At 62.5% G+C, this 16,199-nt stretch carries 10 protein-coding genes and 1 pseudogene; 6 read left to right on the top strand and 5 right to left on the bottom strand.

Features of this window, described 5'->3' with window-relative positions; translation table 11 throughout:
* Complete coding sequence (gene carB, locus F3Y30_RS18130) at positions 1 to 3,486, bottom strand: carbamoyl-phosphate synthase large subunit (protein ID WP_203424083.1); 3,486 nt, start codon at positions 3,484 to 3,486, stop codon at positions 1 to 3.
* A gap of 521 nt (positions 3,487 to 4,007) precedes the next feature.
* Here carB and F3Y30_RS18125 point away from each other — a divergent pair.
* Complete coding sequence (locus F3Y30_RS18125) at positions 4,008 to 5,576, top strand: DUF2272 domain-containing protein (protein WP_203424082.1); 1,569 nt, start codon at positions 4,008 to 4,010, stop codon at positions 5,574 to 5,576.
* Positions 5,577 to 5,619: 43 nt separating this feature from the next.
* Here F3Y30_RS18125 and F3Y30_RS18120 read toward each other — a convergent pair whose 3' ends face one another.
* Positions 5,620 to 6,648, bottom strand: coding sequence for a zinc-dependent alcohol dehydrogenase family protein (locus tag F3Y30_RS18120; protein ID WP_203424081.1), 1,029 nt, complete (start codon positions 6,646 to 6,648; stop codon positions 5,620 to 5,622).
* A gap of 600 nt (positions 6,649 to 7,248) precedes the next feature.
* On the opposite strand from F3Y30_RS18120, the gene F3Y30_RS18115 reads away from it, so the two are divergent.
* Positions 7,249 to 8,196: a neutral zinc metallopeptidase gene (locus tag F3Y30_RS18115; RefSeq protein WP_203424080.1), complete on the top strand. Its 948-nt coding sequence runs from the start codon at positions 7,249 to 7,251 to the stop codon at positions 8,194 to 8,196.
* Between the two features lie 57 nt (positions 8,197 to 8,253).
* Here F3Y30_RS18115 and F3Y30_RS18110 read toward each other — a convergent pair.
* Positions 8,254 to 9,248: pseudogene (locus F3Y30_RS18110) on the bottom strand (aldo/keto reductase).
* Between the two features lie 96 nt (positions 9,249 to 9,344).
* Here F3Y30_RS18110 and F3Y30_RS18105 point away from each other — a divergent pair.
* The 3 genes from F3Y30_RS18105 to F3Y30_RS18095 all read left to right on the top strand — a co-directional run bounded on the left by F3Y30_RS18105 (position 9,345) and on the right by F3Y30_RS18095 (position 13,282).
* On the top strand, positions 9,345 to 10,271 hold the full coding sequence (locus F3Y30_RS18105) for a LysR family transcriptional regulator (protein WP_203424079.1): 927 nt from the start codon (positions 9,345 to 9,347) through the stop codon (positions 10,269 to 10,271).
* A gap of 149 nt (positions 10,272 to 10,420) precedes the next feature.
* Positions 10,421 to 11,671, top strand: a complete 1,251-nt coding sequence (locus F3Y30_RS18100) for a TCR/Tet family MFS transporter (RefSeq protein ID WP_203424078.1) — start codon at positions 10,421 to 10,423, stop codon at positions 11,669 to 11,671.
* A gap of 192 nt (positions 11,672 to 11,863) precedes the next feature.
* On the top strand, positions 11,864 to 13,282 hold the full coding sequence (locus F3Y30_RS18095; RefSeq protein WP_203424077.1) for an MATE family efflux transporter: 1,419 nt from the start codon (positions 11,864 to 11,866) through the stop codon (positions 13,280 to 13,282).
* Between the two features lie 52 nt (positions 13,283 to 13,334).
* Here F3Y30_RS18095 and F3Y30_RS18090 read toward each other — a convergent pair whose 3' ends face one another.
* Together F3Y30_RS18090 and carA are read right to left on the bottom strand one after the other, a co-directional pair.
* Positions 13,335 to 13,682, bottom strand: coding sequence for an antibiotic biosynthesis monooxygenase (locus F3Y30_RS18090; RefSeq protein WP_203424076.1), 348 nt, complete (start codon positions 13,680 to 13,682; stop codon positions 13,335 to 13,337).
* 481 nt (positions 13,683 to 14,163) lie between these two features.
* Positions 14,164 to 15,372, bottom strand: a complete 1,209-nt coding sequence (carA, locus tag F3Y30_RS18085; protein WP_203424075.1) for a glutamine-hydrolyzing carbamoyl-phosphate synthase small subunit — start codon at positions 15,370 to 15,372, stop codon at positions 14,164 to 14,166.
* 322 nt (positions 15,373 to 15,694) lie between these two features.
* Between carA and F3Y30_RS18080 the strand changes: the two genes are divergently transcribed.
* Positions 15,695 to 16,144, top strand: a complete 450-nt coding sequence (locus F3Y30_RS18080; RefSeq protein WP_203424074.1) for a GatB/YqeY domain-containing protein — start codon at positions 15,695 to 15,697, stop codon at positions 16,142 to 16,144.
* The last annotated feature ends 55 nt before the right edge of the window (positions 16,145 to 16,199 follow it).

Genomic DNA, 16,199 nt, shown 5'->3' with positions numbered 1-16,199 from the left:
TTACGCGAAGTAGCTCTGCAACGGACGCACCTCGAGCTGACCCTTCTTGAGTGCCCGGATTGCCTCGGCTGCAGCAACGGCACCAGCCATCGTCGTGTAGTAGGGCACCTTCTGCATCAGGGCGGCGCGGCGCAGCGATTTGGAGTCCGAGATCGCCTTGTTGCCGTCGGTCGTGTTGATCACCAGCTGGACCTGACGGTTGCGGATGGCGTCCTCGATGTGCGGGCGACCTTCCTGAACCTTGTTGATCTTGACCGCCTCGATGCCCTTTTCGGCGAGGAAGCGGGCGGTGCCGGAGGTTGCCATGACCTTGAAGCCGATGCCGGTCAGCAGGTTGATGGCGGGCAGCACGCGTTCCTTGTCCTCGTCACGGACCGAAACGAAGACCGTGCCTTCACGCGGCAGGTCGACGCCGGCGCCGAGCTGCGACTTGGCGAAGGCGAGCGCAAAATCCGTGTCGAGACCGATGACCTCGCCGGTGGAGCGCATTTCCGGGCCAAGCAGCGTATCGACGCCCGGGAAGCGGGCGAAGGGGAATACGGCTTCCTTGACGGCAATGTGCTTCAGGTTGCGCGGGTCCGGCCTCTCGCCATAGGCGCCGATGGCGGCATCGAGGCCTTCGCCGGCCATGACGCGAGCGGCGATCTTGGCAATCGGTGCTCCGATGGTCTTGGCCACGAAGGGCACCGTACGCGAGGCGCGCGGGTTCACTTCAAGAACGTAGATCGTGCCGTCCTTGATGGCGTACTGCACGTTCATCAGGCCGCCCACATTGAGTGCCTTTGCCAACGCCTTGGTCTGGCGTTCCAGCTCGTCGACAATTTCCTTCGACAGCGTGTGGACCGGCAGCGAGCACGCCGAGTCGCCCGAGTGGATGCCGGCTTCCTCGATGTGCTCCATGATGCCGGAGACGAAGACGTCCTTGCCATCGCAGAGCGCATCGACATCGACTTCGACGGCGTTGGTCAGGTAGCTGTCGAAGAGCAGGGGGTTCTTGCCGAGCAGGGTATTGATCTGGCCGGTCTTGTCGTTCGGGTAGCGCTGCTTGATGTCTTCCGGGACGAGTTCCGGAACGGTGTCGAGCAGGTACGTCTGAAGCTGGCCTTCCGAATGAATGATTTGCATGGCGCGACCGCCAAGCACGTAGGACGGGCGCACGACCAGCGGGAAGCCGATCTCGCCGGCAACCAGACGAGCCTGTTCGACCGAATAGGCAATGCCGTTGTTCGGCTGGGCAAGGTCCAGCTTCTGCAAGAGCTTCTGGAAGCGGTCGCGGTCTTCGGCAAGGTCGATCATGTCAGGCGCGGTGCCGAGGATCGGGATGCCGTTCTTCTCGAGCGCTTCGGCAAGTTTCAGCGGCGTCTGTCCGCCGAACTGCACGATGACGCCGACGAGTTCGCCATTTTCCTGTTCCGCCTTCAGGATCTCGATCACGTCTTCGGCCGTCAGTGGCTCGAAGTAGAGGCGGTCGGACGTGTCGTAGTCGGTCGAGACCGTTTCGGGGTTGCAGTTGACCATGATCGCTTCATAGCCGGCATCCTTCAGCGCGAAGGCGGCATGGCAGCAGCAATAATCGAACTCGATGCCCTGGCCGATGCGGTTCGGACCGCCGCCGAGGATGACCACCTTCCGGCGATCGGAAATCTGGGCCTCGGAGCGCGCCTTGCCATTAAACGGGACCTCGTAGGTCGAGTACATGTAGGCGGTCGGCGAGGCGAATTCGGCGGCGCAGGTGTCGATCCGCTTGAAGACGGGGCGGACGTCGAGGCTGTTGCGGATCTCCGCGACTTCCTTCGGCCGCTTGCCCGACAGCGTGGCGAGCCGTGCGTCAGAGAAGCCCATGGCCTTCAGCATGCGCAGGTTCGCGGCATCTTCCGGCAGGCCATGCTCGCGGATGCGGGCTTCCATGTCGACAATCGCCTTGAACTGGGCGATGAACCACGGGTCGATTTTCGATCCCTCGTGAACCTCCTGCGGGCTCATGCCCATGCGCAATGCCTGGGCGACCATGCGCAGGCGATCCGGGGTCGGCGTCGAGATGGCGGCGCGGATGGCGTTGCGATCGTTGCCGTCGCCAAGGCCGGGGATTTCGATCTCGTCGAGGCCGGTCAATCCCGTTTCGAGGCCGCGCAGAGCCTTCTGCAGGGACTCGGCGAAGGTGCGTCCGATCGCCATGACCTCGCCGACGGACTTCATCGCGGTCGTCAGGGTAGGCTCGGCGCCCGGGAACTTCTCGAAGGCAAACCGCGGGATCTTGGTGACGACGTAGTCGATCGAGGGCTCGAAGGACGCGGGCGTCGCGCCGCCGGTGATGTCGTTCTCAAGCTCGTCGAGCGTGTAGCCGATCGCGAGCTTCGCAGCGATCTTGGCGATCGGGAAGCCCGTTGCCTTGGAGGCAAGTGCCGAGGAGCGCGACACACGCGGGTTCATTTCGATGACGACCAGGCGGCCGTTGGTCGGGTTGACTGCGAACTGAACGTTCGACCCACCGGTTTCAACGCCGATCTCGCGCAGAACCGCGATCGAGGCGTTGCGCATGATCTGGTATTCCTTGTCCGTCAGCGTCAGCGCCGGGGCCACGGTGATCGAGTCGCCCGTGTGGACGCCCATCGGGTCGATGTTCTCGATCGAGCATATGATGATGCAGTTGTCCGCGGTGTCGCGGACAACTTCCATCTCGTATTCCTTCCAGCCGAGCACCGATTCCTCGATCAGGACTTCCGTGGTCGGAGATGCATCGAGACCGCTGTTGACGATCTCGAAGAATTCCGAGCGGTTGTAGGCGATGCCACCGCCGGTGCCGCCGAGCGTGAACGAGGGACGGATGATGGCGGGAAGGCCGATCTCATCGAGCGCCTGTGCGCCGATCGCCATGGCATGGCTCATGTAGCGCTGCTTGCGGTCGGTCTCGCCGAGATTCCACTGGTTTTCGAGTTCATCCAGCGCCTTGTCGAGTTCCGGGCCGGAGAGCTCGGCCTTGAGTTTCGCGCGCTCGGCCTCGTGCTTCTTGCGGTCGGCGTCCTTGATCTCGGTGGCATTGGCGAGCAGCGACTTGGGCGTCTCCAGCCCGATCTTCGCCATTGCCTCGCGGAAAAGCGCGCGGTCCTCGGCCTTGTCGATTGCTTCCGGCTTTGCGCCGATCATCTCGACATTGTAGCGCTCGAGAACGCCCATGCGCTTCAGGGAGAGAGCGGTGTTGAGCGCGGTCTGGCCGCCCATCGTCGGCAGCAGTGCGTCGGGGCGCTCCTTGGCGATGATCTTGGCGACGACCTCGGGCGTGATCGGTTCGACATAGGTGGCATCCGCCAGCCCCGGATCGGTCATGATGGTTGCCGGGTTGGAGTTGACCAGGATGACCCGATAGCCTTCCTCCTTCAGCGCCTTGCAAGCCTGCGTGCCGGAATAGTCGAATTCGCAAGCCTGGCCTATGACGATCGGCCCCGCGCCGATGATGAGGATCGATTTGATGTCTTGGCGCTTGGGCATGGTTCTATCCGTTTCTTCCGCGTGCGCGAAAAACCGGCCAGGGTGGGAGGTCACCGGCCGGGGCGCGTGCTGTCAGTCTCAAAAGGCTAGAAGCGGCTTATAGGCAAATGCTTTGCCAAGCGAAACCCCGAAAATTGTGGAATCGACAGGAAAGTGTAGGGGAGGCGGGCCGATCCTTCGTCCGACGTGGCGGAACGCAGATGGAGCGAGGTTCTGCTGGGGGACTTTCGACGCTGCCCAGGAATACATCGAGAAGTCATCGATGCCGGGCTCAAGTCCATGCTCATTTTCTGGCGCGCTGGTATTTCCTTTCAGGATATTTGAAGGCTCTCAAGGAGAAGCTCATTCTTCGGGAACGGATCTTCTGAAAATACATGCTGCAGCGCAGCAACGACATATCCGTTTTGCTTGATCTGTGCGCGTCGTCACTGGACGGATTTGCCGGTCGTCAATTAGCTTATGAAGATACTTTGATCTACCCACTACCCCGTTCGGCCTATTGCACAATTGTGGAGGCAGACATGGCAGTCAGAGATGACATCAAGTGGTTCAAGCGTAATTTCGCCGCAGAAGTCCGTGAGGCCCTTACAGGAACGCCGCTGACGCTGGACCTGTTGTGCGCCATTGCCCTGCAAGAGACGGGATACATCTGGCGCAAGCTCGTTGCCCGCGGACTGCCGATGAAGGACGTCCTGAGGCTCTCCGTCGGAGATACACTGGATGCGCCGCGCCGATCGGCGTTTCCGAGGAACAAGGCCGCACTGGTCGCGCGCGAAAACGGGCAGCAGATGTTCGAGCTCGCACACGATCTTCTCGTGGAGATGGGAGAAGCCACGGGCATCCAGGAGTACATCAACGCTGGCCGCAACCCGAACAAGTTCTGCCACGGCTACGGCATATTCCAGCGCGACCTGCAGTTCTACAAGGAAGATCCAGACTACTTCCTCAGCCAGGCATGGGCCGATTTCAGCCGCTGCCTCGATGAAGCCGTGAAGGAACTCAAGAAGGGGCTGCGCAACCTCGGCTATCACAACCTGTCATCGCTCAGCGATCGGCAACTCTGCTATGTCGCGATCGTCTACAACACGGGATTCGGCAATTTCGACGAGGACCGTGGATTGAAGCAGGGCTTCGAAGACGAAAATGGCGTCTACTACGGAGAGCACATCGCCCGTTTCCTGGAAGCGTCCAAGGCTGTTCCGACCCCCGCGACAGAACCCGAGGATGAAGATGTGGGTACAGGCCCAGGCCCGGTAGGGACCGGGACTGGCGGCGGGACGACACGGTCGGTCGTCGACGTGGCTCAGGGTGAACTCGCCACATACGGCGGGATTGCGGAGGGCGACGAGCCGCTCCGCTCTCACATTGACGACTACTGGCGGGCGGCCAACGCCAATCCGGCCCACTTCAGCCCAACGGAGGACGCCTGGTCCGCCGCGTTCGTTTCCTATTGCGTCCGCCGCTCGGGCGCGACTCAGGATCAGTTCAACTTCAACATCCGCCACAGCGAATTCGTCTTCACCGCGATCAAGAACGAGGAGCATGACCGCGGAGATTTCAGGGGATATGCGATCACGGAATATGCGCCGAAGATCGGTGACATCATCCAGAACAACCAGCCGGGCTACGACTTCAGCTTCAGCTATGCGCGCACGCACAGCCAGTATCCCTCGCACAGCGCGATCGTTGTGGGTTTCGAGACCCGCAACGGCGTGCGCCATGCGATCACGATCGGCGGCAACGAGAGCAATACCGTCGGACGGAAGCTGGTGCCCTTGACGGCGGGCGGATTTGTGAGGCAGCGCGCCAACACCAACCACTACATCAGCATCCTCGAAAATCGCATGGCCGGCGGGGCTGGAACCGGGCCGCGGTTGCCGGGACGCTATGTCGTTCGCGCACGGCCAGACCTCAACCTGAGGGCAGGGCCGGACACCACCTTCACAATCAAGCAGGTGCTCGACTACGGCACTATCCTCCACGCGCTGGAGTTCGTCGACACGCCGCGCGGCGTATGGGCACTCGTCGATCTCGAGGGCGATGGCGGACGGGACGGCTATGTCTTCGCGAGCTATCTCGTTCCTGCGTAGGCAAAGGAAGAAGCCGGCCAGGAACCCGGGCGGTCCCGTCGATCTAGTCTCCGCCCGGCATTACGAGCACCTTCACCTCGCCGGCGCGCGGAGGGTTTGCAACCGCCTCGGGCAGGTCTTCGAGGCGGATGCGACGGGAGATCAGCCTGCCTACCTCGATGGTGCCCGATGAAATGAGGGCCGCCGCGCGCGCATGTGTCGAGGGGTTGATGAACGAGCCGAGGACCCTCAGTTCGCGGAAGAGAATATCGAAGGGTTCCATCTCGACCTTTTCACCCTTCGGCATCACGCCGAGGATGACGACCGTTCCGCCGGTGCGGGCAAGTTTTGGCGCCTCGGCGACGGTTTCGCCGACACCAGCGCATTCGAACACGACATCGGCTCCTCCGGGCAGTAGACCGTCTGCGCCCGCCACCTGATCCACGACATCGCCCGCCGCCGGATCGACGGAGGACGTCGCGCCCAGTTCCTCCGCAAGCGAGCGCCGCACTGCCTGTCGGGTGACGAGGACTACCGACGTGGCGCCGGCGAGCCGTGCCAGCTGCACGACCAGCAGTCCGATCACCCCGCCGCCGAGCACGACGACGGATTGGCCGGTCCTGATGCCGGCCATGTCGACACCGTGCAGGCAGCAGGCGAGCGGCTCGCAGAATGCGCCGAAGGCAGGGTCGAGCGAGGCGGGCAGCTCGTAGGCCTGGTTCTGCGGGATTACCACGTAATCGGCGAACCCGCCGTCGCGGTGGATGCCGATCGCCTGCAGATTTTCGCACAGGTTGATGCGCCCGCGCCGGCACTGCTGGCAGCGGTCGCAGTGGATATTCGGATCCCCGGTGATCCGCATTCCGGGCCGGAAGCGCTCGACACGCTCTCCGACCGCCTCGATTATCCCGGAAAACTCATGTCCGAGGGTCACAGGCGGACGGGAAGGGAACTCGCCTGCGAACAGATGCCTGTCCGTGCCGCAGATGCCGCTGGCTTCTACGCGGACAAGCAGATCGTCGGGTCCCGGCGATGGCTTCTCGACCTCGCGGACCACGAGTTTTCCGATCGCTTCGAGCCGCGCCGCCTTCATGCATTCCTCCCTGCAGTCTCCTCTTGTGGGCATAGGATCGGGAAAGTTGAGGCTGGTCAAGGAGCAGGGGTGCCGCGATAGGCCGCCGCACGCCCTGTCTATCCGGAGTCGAGGAGGCGGCGGCCGGGGCCGCCATCGCTTCCTAGGGAAGATCTCGCTCGTGCTGATGATGTCGACCTGCGTCGCGACATTCTTCATTCACGAGATGAACTGGATCGCCGACTTCGGCCCCATCCACATTCTCACAGTCTACGTCATCACCGGTGCCGTCCGGGGCCTATCTCACCCCGCGCAACCACGACATCATGGCGCACAGGGAACTGTTCACATTCCTTCCTGGCCGGCTGATGTATGCGAGCGTCTTTGAAGGTGATGCCGAGCTTCAGGACGTGCTTACGGCGGGCGTGCTGCTTCTGTCTTCGCGGCGGGGGGCGGGCTTGCGCTGCGCCAGTCCGGCTGGCTCGACAAGGGGCAAAAGGATCGCGATAGGCAGCCTGAAACTCTTGGTGTCTTATGGCGATAGCGTTTTACAAGCATTGCGGCTCCGGCATATAAACGATCCTAAGGTAGAGCATCGCAAGGATGCCAGGAGGATCGATCATGGAATGGAAAGGTCGCCGCCAATCTGACAACGTCGAGGATCAGCGCGCACCCGGTGCGCCGGGCGGCATGGGCAACAATCCCTTCGGCCGAGGAGGCGGATTCCGGATTCCTATGGGCGGCGGCGTCCGTCGCGCCGGCGGCGGCATGAGCTTCGGCACGATTATCTTTCTCGTCGTTATCTACTTCGTGCTCAAGATGATGGGCGTCGACCTTCTTCAGGTCCTCGGTCAGGGCGGCGGCGGGACAAGCGTCAATGTCCCGGGCTTCGAGCAGACGGAAAGCGGCCGCGCCGCGAATTCGCCCGAGCAGGAAGAGACCAAGCAGTTCATGGCGACGGTGCTGGCGGAGACCGAAGACACCTGGAACGGCATCTTCAAGGCCAATGGGGCAAATTACGAAGAGCCCAAGCTCGTGCTCTTCACCGACAGCATCCAATCGGCCTGCGGTTTCGCCTCGGCCGCGACTGGACCGTTCTATTGCCCGGGCGACCACAAGGTCTATCTGGACATGAACTTCTTCGATGAGCTCGCGCAGAAGTTCGATGCGGCGGGCGATTTCGCCCAGGCCTACGTCGTTGCCCATGAAGTCGGCCACCACGTCCAGAATCTCACCGGCGTGCTGCCCAAGTTCAACCAGATGCGCCAGCGGATGAGCGAGGCCGAGGCCAACCAGATGTCCGTCCGTGTCGAGTTGCAGGCCGATTGCTATGCCGGCATCTGGGGCAAGTACACCGAGCAAAAGGGCCTGCTCCAGCAGGGTGATCTGGAAGAGGCTCTCAACGCCGCGACGCAGATCGGCGACGACACGCTGCAGAAGCGCATGCAGGGCTATGTCGTTCCCGAGAGCTTCAATCACGGTACCTCGGACCAGCGCCGGGCCTGGTTCAAGCGCGGCTTCGACAGCGGCCGTGTATCGGACTGCGACACGTTCTCCGGCCAGATCTGAATTCCGTCTGCCTTCCCGCCAAGCGGGAAGGCAGATCGGCCGCCGTGACTTCCGAGCCTATTTCTCGCTGTCCATGTGCGCCAGTTGCGCGTCCGGATAACGGGCGCCTGCGGCGGCGTCCCTGGGAATGGCCTTTTCGATTGCTGCAAGGTCGCTCGCCGAGAGCTCGACATTCAGCGCGCCGATCGCTTCGGCCAGGCGGTCGCGACGTCTTGCGCCGATGAGCGGAACGATGTCCGTACCTTTCGCCGCCACCCAGGCGATGGCGAGCTCCGCGACCGAAATGCCCCTTTCCTCCGCGATCCCGCGCAGGGTTTCGACAAGTTCGAGGTTCCGCTCGATGTTCCCCGCCTGAAAGCGCGGGCTGTACGCCCGGAAGTCACCCTTCGTCTTGCCCTGGTCCTTTTGCCAGTGGCCACTGATCAGGCCGCGGGACAAGACGCCGTAGGCAGTCACCGATATGCCGAGTTCACGGCAGGCGGGCAGGATCGCGTCTTCGATCCCCGGGAGATCAGCGAATACTCGATCTGGAGATCGACGATGGGGTGTACGGCTGCCGCACGTCGGATTGTATCGACGCCGACCTCCGATAGGCCCACGTGGCGCACATAGCCGGCCTTTATCATGTCGCCGATGGCGCCGACCGTATCCTCGATCGGGACGTTCGGGTCGAGGCGGGCAGGGCGGTAGATGTCGATGTAGTCGACGCCGAGGCGCGTGAGCGTGTAGGCGAGGAAATTCTTGACGGCCAGCGGGCGAGAATCGTAGCCGCTCCAGCCGCTCGCGGGATCCCGCAGGGCCCCGAACTTGACGCTGATCACGGCTTCCTCGCGCCTGCGCCCCTTGAGCGCCTCGCCGATCAGCATCTCGTTGTGGCCCATGCCGTAGAAATCACCCGTATCAAGCAGGTTGATGCCGGCGTCGAGCGCTGCGTGGATCGTTGCGATGCTTTCTGCCCGGTCGGACGGACCGTACATGCCCGACATACCCATGCAGCCGAGCCCGAGGGCCGACACCTGCGGCCCGGTTGTTCCTAACTGATACTGCTTCATCGTCTTTCTCCTGCACGTTGCGGAACATGTTCTATCCGACTGGCTTTTGTGCGATAATCCGGTGCACAGAGAACAGGCTGTGCGGAATTTTGAACAATGGATGACCTCCCTCTCGGTGACCTCGATGCCTTCACTGCTGTTGCGAGGGAGCGCAGCTTTCGTGCCGCCGCGAGGAAGCGCGGGGTCTCGGCCTCGGCGCTGAGCGCGGCGCTCAGGCGGCTCGAGGAGCGGCTCGGCGTGCGCCTGCTCAACCGCACCACCCGCAGCGTCACGCCGACGGAAGCCGGCCTGAGACTGATGGAGCGACTGGCACCCGCACTCAGTGAAGTATCGGCTGCGCTTGACCAGCTCGAAAGCGCGCGAGGGGATGCAGCGGGCACGCTTCGCCTGAATGTGCCGACCATTGCCACGCGCACCTTCCTCCCGGGCATCGCCAACCGTTTTCTACAGGCCTACCCCAAGATCACGCTCGAGGTGGTCGCCGAGGACAGTTTCATCGACGTGCTGGCCGCCGGCTTCGATGCCGGCATACGCTATGACGAGCGGCTGGAGCGCGACATGATCGCCGTGCCTATCGGCCCTCGGAGGCAGCGATACGTCGCGGCTGCCTCGCCGGCCTACCTCGCCGCTAGGGGAACGCCGCTACATCCGAATGAACTCCTCCATCACGACTGTATACGCCATCGCTTCAACAGTGGATCCGCGCTTGCCTGGGAATTCGAACGCGACGGTGAGACCGTGACACTCGCGCCGACGGGCCCGCTGGTCGCCAATTCACTCGACATGGAGGTCGAGGCGGCGGTCGCCGGCCTCGGGGTCATCTGCACGTTCGAGGAACCCCTGTTGCCGGCGTTGACATCGGGCGCTCTCGTTCCGCTGCTCGACGGGTGGAACACGGAGTTTTCCGGGCCGTTCCTCTACTATGCGGGCCGAAGGCATGTGCCGCCGCCCCTCAGGGCCTTTGTCGATTTCCTTAAGGAAGAGCGCCGGATGTCGACTGGCCGTGCGCGGGCCGGGCAGTGACCTTCTCGCGGCGAGCATCAATTTTCTGCATTCCTGCATCAAAAACTTTGCGATGTTCACGTATTGTTTCTCTGTTCGCTATGAAATACAAGCGTCCACTGACGTATTCTGCGCCGGGTGCGGGCGCCTGAACCATTTGCGGGTGCCCGATGATCAGTCGAAAAAACGCCCATCGTGGACTTGTCGTCGTCTTCATGATCATGTTCCTCGACGTGATCGGCATTGCGATCATCATGCCGGTCCTGCCCACCTATCTCCACGAACTGACCGGAGAGGACGTCAGCGCGACGGCAGTGGAAGGCGGCTGGCTGCTCCTTGTCTACGCCGCGATGCAGTTTCTCTTCGCGCCATTGATCGGCAATCTCAGCGATCGCTTCGGCCGTCGCCCACTGCTGCTTGCTTCCGTGCTCACCTTTGCGATCGACAATCTCATCTGCGCGCTTGCCACCAGCTATTGGATGCTGTTCGTCGGCCGCGTTCTTGCGGGCATAAGCGGGGCAAGCTTCGGAACGGCGGCTGCGTACATCGCAGACGTCAGCACCGATGAGACACGAGCGAGAAATTTCGGGCTAATGGGGATCGCCTTCGGTACGGGCTTCGCGCTCGGGCCGGTTATCGGCGGCATACTCGGGGAATTCGGGCCGCGCGTGCCCTTCTATGGGGCAGCGCTCCTCGCCATGCTCAATTTCGCAGTCGCCTGTGCGGTCCTTCCGGAAAGCCTCGGGCGGGAAAACCGCCGTCGCTTCGAATTATCCCGTTCCAACCCGCTCGGCGCGCTGCAGCAGATGCGAAACTATCCGGGTATCCTTCCCATCGGCATCGTCTTCTTCTGCTACTGGCTCGCCCATTCTGTCTATCCTTCCGTCTGGCCGTTCGTAAGCGCATACCGCTACGGCTGGAGCGAAGGACAGATAGGGCTGTCGCTCGGGGTCTTCGGGATCGGTGGCGCCCTCGTGATGGCGTTCATCCTGCCGCGGATCGTGCCGGTGCTCGGCGAATGGCGCACGGCAGCACTGGGCCTGTCCTTCTCCGTTATGGGGCTTCTCGGCTATGCCGCCGCCTGGCAGGGGTGGATGGTCTATGCGGTTATCGTATTGACGACGCTGGAAAACCTCGCCGATCCGCCGCTCCGTTCGATCGCCGCGGCAAAGGTGCCGCCCTCGGCGCAGGGAGAGCTCCAGGGGGCACTGACCAGCCTGTCCAGCATCACCACGATCATCGGACCCCTGATCTTCACGCAGATGTTCGGTCTTTTCACGGGAGAGGAAGCCATCGTCGATTTTTCGGGTGCATCCTACCTTCTCGGCGCGCTCATCCTGGCAACCGGCACCGCCGTGTTCATTCTCCGCGTGCGCCAGAGCGATCAGGCGGCAGGCGCATCTCCGGTGACGGTCGGTTGAGAGCATTGTTCGAAAACTGAGAGGAATGCGCTTCTCCAGCCTAAAAAGCGAGAATGCGGCCGGGAATCACGGAGACTTGTGCCAAACGGCGGCCGTTTCAGCCGCTTTTCCGAAGTTTTCATCGATGGATCAATTCTATTGCATTGATCCCCGGGTGAATGTGTGGTCGGAAATGCCCGAAAGGGTGGAGTTATGCAGCACGCAACCGTATTCCGGGAAAACAACAGCTGGAAATCGCATTTCCTGGCGACGCTGGCGCTCGGAATCCCGCTGATCGGTGCGCAACTTGCCCAGCTCGGCATCCATGCTACCGACGTGGTCATCCTGGGGCGGCTCGGCGCCGCGCATCTCGCTGCGATCGTGCTTGCCGGCCAGTTCTTCTTCACGCTCTTCATCTTCGGCTCGGGATTTGCCGCGGCGGTGATCCCCATGGCGGCTCAGGCCCATGGACGTGGCGACGCGGTGTCGGTGCGCCGTTCGGTTCGCATGGGCATGTGGGTCGTGTTGTTCTACTCCTTGGCCGTCGTCCCGATCTTCCTGGTCGCCGAGAAAATCCTGCTCCTCGCCGGACAGAAGCCGGAGGTGGCGGCGCTCGCGCATGCCTATCTGCAGATCGCACACTGGGGCATGGCGCCGGCACTTCTGTTCATGGTGCTGCGCGGGCTGGTCAGCGCGCATGGCAGGGCAGGCATCATTCTCTACCTGACCCTGGTCGTTCTCGTGGTGAACGCGTTCCTCGCCTACGGTCTGGTTCTCGGTCATTTCGGATTGCCAGCGCTTGGAATGGAGGGAGCGGCTCTGGCCTCCCTCATCGTGAACTGCCTCAGTTTCTTGCTGATGGTCGCCTATGTCCGCGCGAGGCCCGAGCTTCGGGGCTACCAGCTCTTCCACCGCTTCTGGCGCGCGGACTGGCCGGCTCTGCGGGAGGTCGTTCATCTCGGCCTGCCGATCAGCCTCACCATTCTGGCGGAAGTCAGTCTGTTCACCGTGGCCTCGCTGCTCATGGGCATCATCGGCACTATCGAACTGGCGGCGCACGGCATCGCCCTGCAGCTTTCGTCGATCGCGTTCATGCTTCCCTTCGGTCTGGCGCAGGCAGCGACCGTGCGCGTCGGCGTGGCACACGGGCGGGGCGATCGTGTCGCGCTGGTGCGCGCTGCCTGGGCAGCGCTCGTGCTCGCGACCGGTGTTGCCGCCATGGGTGGCGTACTCTTTGCGGTCATGCCGGAAACGCTGGCGGGGGTCTATCTCGATCGCAGTGACAAGGACTCGGCAGCCGTGCTCGCCTATGCCGTGCCGCTGGTGATCATCGCCGGCATCTTCCAGCTCGTGGATGGGCTGCAGGTGGTCGCGGCCGGTCTGTTGCGCGGATTGAAGGATACGCGCATTCCGATGGTCCTTGCCCTGATTTCCTATTGGCCGATCGGGTTTGCCTGTGCCTCTCTGCTCGCCTTTCCCGTCGGCCTCGGCGGTATCGGAGTGTGGTACGGGTTCCTGAGCGGCCTCGTCGCCGCCGCGGTGCTGCTCAATTGGCGTTTCTTCCGCCTGATGGCGCGCGAGGTCGCGGTTCCGCGCGTTCTGCTGGAAACGCAGCACGCGCCCGTGCCGTAGCGGCTGCGTTCGCTTTCGTAAGTGAAAGCTCCAATGGAGCCTGCCACGGCCGCTATCGTGCGGCCGTGATATTCGGTGAAGCCGCCTGGACGTCACGGTAGGTGGCGATGTCCGCACGGATGTCGAGACGCTTGAACAGGGCCTGCGGATCAAAGCCTGCAGCGCGATGGGCCGCAGCAATCGCCGTGCGGGCGCGTTCGACCACGTCGGCATTTTCCCACCGGGCCATGGTCACGATATTGAACTCGCCCGGCCCGCCAACTTGCTCGAGCACCGTATGCTCGATGAAGCCCTCCTGGGTTCGCAGCAGGGCATCTGTTCGCATGACATTTGCTAGGAACTCCTCTCGAGCCCCCGCCGGCACCACAAACTTGTCGATCCTGTAGATCATTGCGCTCATCCGTCAAATCTCCCGAGGTTGCGGATGAGTCTCTAGTTCCTCAACCAAAGTTGAGGTCAAGCGGTAAGGGAAGGGAATTTCCAGCCCATGTCGGGGATCGGAGTAGCGGAGGCTCGGTCAATAAGGTTCGCACTCGCCGAAGAGACCATCAGGGAGATGATTGCGGTTGTCCGATGCGGTGGCGCCAGAGGCGCGAGGCGGAAAACGGACGGATGGCTCCAAATGGAACTGAGTCTAGCCGCGGGGCGAATGATCGTCCTGGAGCGCCACTATCGGCCTTCGATGGCGGCACGTGCTCGGCGCCTGACGCGTCGACCCGGACCAAGGCGTGCAGCGATCCCTCGGGTTCGCTGTCCACGCCTTAGATGACTGTCTTGATGCACGTCTGCGGAACGGGTGACCACAGCCGTGTGACATGCGCTGGCGATGCCACACGGCAGTGGATCAGGGAGCGTGCTTTGCAGGCGTTACCGTGCGCGGGTTATGCGCGTTCCGGGATCGCTTCTTCTCCCTTGCGTGCGCGCACGAGGTTGATGAAGCGGCGGAAAAGATAGTGGCTGTCCTGTGGGCCGGGCGAGGCCTCCGGATGGTGCTGTACGGAGAAGACCGGCTTGCCGGTTAGGCGCAGGCCGCAGTTGGAGCCGTCGAACAGCGATACGTGGGTTTCCTCCACACCGTCCGGAAGCGAATCCGACGAGACCGCGAAGCCGTGGTTCATCGAGACGATTTCGACCTTGCCGGTGGTGTGGTCCTTGACCGGGTGGTTTGCACCATGGTGGCCCTGGTGCATCTTTTCGGTCGTCGCTCCGACGGCAAGGCCAAGCATCTGGTGACCGAGGCAGATGCCGAAAATCGGGATGTCGGTCTTGATCAGGTCCTGGATGACGGGAACGGCATATTCGCCGGTCGCAGCCGGATCGCCCGGGCCGTTGGAAAGGAAGACGCCATCGGGCTCGTGTGCGAACACGTCGGCAGCGGTCGAGGTGGCCGGCAGGACAGTGACCTTGCAGCCAAGACCGGCGAACAGGCGCAGGATGTTGCGCTTCACGCCGTAGTCGAGAGCCACGACGTGATACTTCACGTCGGCTTCCGCGAGATCGGAGTATTCTTCATTCCAGACCCAGGGCTTCTGGGACCAGCGCGAGGACTGGCCGGAGGTGGCAACCTTGGCGAGATCGAGCCCCTCGAGCCCGCTCCATGCCTTCGCCTCTGCCTTCAGCGTGTCGAGATCGAACACGCCGGCGGGGTCGTGAGCGATGACGGCATTCGGTGCGCCATTCTCGCGGATCCAGGCCGTGAGCGCCCGGGTGTCGATACCGCAGAGACCGATGATCCCGCGGGCCTTGAGCCAGCCATCGAGATCCTTCGCGGCGCGGTAGTTGGACGGATCGGTGATGTCGGCCTTGAAGATCACACCGACGGCTCCGCGGCGTGCCGCCGGCGTCAGGTCCTCGATGTCTTCCTCATTGGTGCCGATGTTGCCGATATGCGGGAAGGTGAAGGTGACGATCTGTCCAAGGTAGGAAGGGTCCGTGAGGATTTCCTCGTAGCCGGTCAGGGCGGTGTTGAAGCAGACTTCCGCCTGAACCTTCCCCGTCGCTCCGATGCCCTTGCCCTCGATGACCGTGCCGTCGGCAAGAACGAGCAGTGCGGTCGGCTTTTCAGTGGTCCATGCGGGTGTCGCGGTCATGTCTATCCCGTTTCCGGTGCCGGCGGACGGGCTTGAAAGCCGCGTGGCCAGGCGCCATTTATCTCGCGGGCATGGGCGCGCGGCGAGCCGCGTCGGTTCCACCTCATGCCGATTTTCGTGCAGGTGCCGGAAAATAGACAATGCCCGGGTCCGGGTCAACCGATCCCTGTGAATTGTCCGGAATTATAATGTCTTCAGATTCAACAGGTTACGCAATCCGTTTGATTGCGGTGCCTGTGCTGGTCTATGAGGATGCCCAATAACAAGACGAGAAGCCGTCGCCGCGCTTGATGCCTGGCGTGGCTTCCAGCGGAGAAAAAACATGCGCGAGCAACTCGCAAACGCCCTGAAGGATGCTTTGAAAGCGAAGGACACGCGGCGGCTATCCACCGTCCGGCTGATCCAGGCAGCGATCAAGGATCGTGACATCGCCAATCGCGGAGTCGGCAAGGATCCTGTCGGTGATGAAGACATCATGCAGATCCTCGCCAAGATGGTGAAGCAGCGCGAGGAATCCTCCCGCATCTACCAGGAGGCAGGACGCCAGGACCTTGCCGATCAGGAGCGCGAGGAAATCGCCGTCATCAACCAGTTCCTGCCCCAGCAGATCGCCGAGGACAAGGTCCGGGAACTGTGCGCCAGCGTGGTTCGCGAGACCGGCGCGCACGGACTGCGCGACATGGGCAAATGCATGAACGCGCTCAAGGAACGCTATCCGGGCCAGATGGATTTCGCGAAGGCATCCGGCATGGTGAAGGACCTGCTGAAGTAACAGGCCGGGACAGACCGAAGCATTTCAAAGGCCGTGGGCACAACTCACGGCCTTT

The organism is Sinorhizobium sp. BG8 (assembly GCF_016864555.1).
Taxonomy (GTDB): Bacteria; Pseudomonadota; Alphaproteobacteria; order Rhizobiales; family Rhizobiaceae; genus BG8.
This window is presented reverse-complemented; position numbering and strand designations above follow the sequence as displayed.

Bases quoted from the DNA above. Each gene is read 5' to 3' on its own strand.
- carB (WP_203424083.1), bottom strand. From the start codon at position 3,486: ATGCCCAAGCGCCAAGACATCAAATCGATCCTCATCATCGGCGCGGGG.
- F3Y30_RS18125 (WP_203424082.1), top strand. From the start codon at position 4,008: ATGGCAGTCAGAGATGACATCAAGTGGTTCAAGCGTAATTTCGCCGCA.
- F3Y30_RS18120 (WP_203424081.1), bottom strand. From the start codon at position 6,648: ATGAAGGCGGCGCGGCTCGAAGCGATCGGAAAACTCGTGGTCCGCGAG.
- F3Y30_RS18115 (WP_203424080.1), top strand. From the start codon at position 7,249: ATGGAATGGAAAGGTCGCCGCCAATCTGACAACGTCGAGGATCAGCGC.
- F3Y30_RS18105 (WP_203424079.1), top strand. From the start codon at position 9,345: ATGGATGACCTCCCTCTCGGTGACCTCGATGCCTTCACTGCTGTTGCG.
- F3Y30_RS18100 (WP_203424078.1), top strand. From the start codon at position 10,421: ATGATCAGTCGAAAAAACGCCCATCGTGGACTTGTCGTCGTCTTCATG.
- F3Y30_RS18095 (WP_203424077.1), top strand. From the start codon at position 11,864: ATGCAGCACGCAACCGTATTCCGGGAAAACAACAGCTGGAAATCGCAT.
- F3Y30_RS18090 (WP_203424076.1), bottom strand. From the start codon at position 13,682: ATGAGCGCAATGATCTACAGGATCGACAAGTTTGTGGTGCCGGCGGGG.
- carA (WP_203424075.1), bottom strand. From the start codon at position 15,372: ATGACCGCGACACCCGCATGGACCACTGAAAAGCCGACCGCACTGCTC.
- F3Y30_RS18080 (WP_203424074.1), top strand. From the start codon at position 15,695: ATGCGCGAGCAACTCGCAAACGCCCTGAAGGATGCTTTGAAAGCGAAG.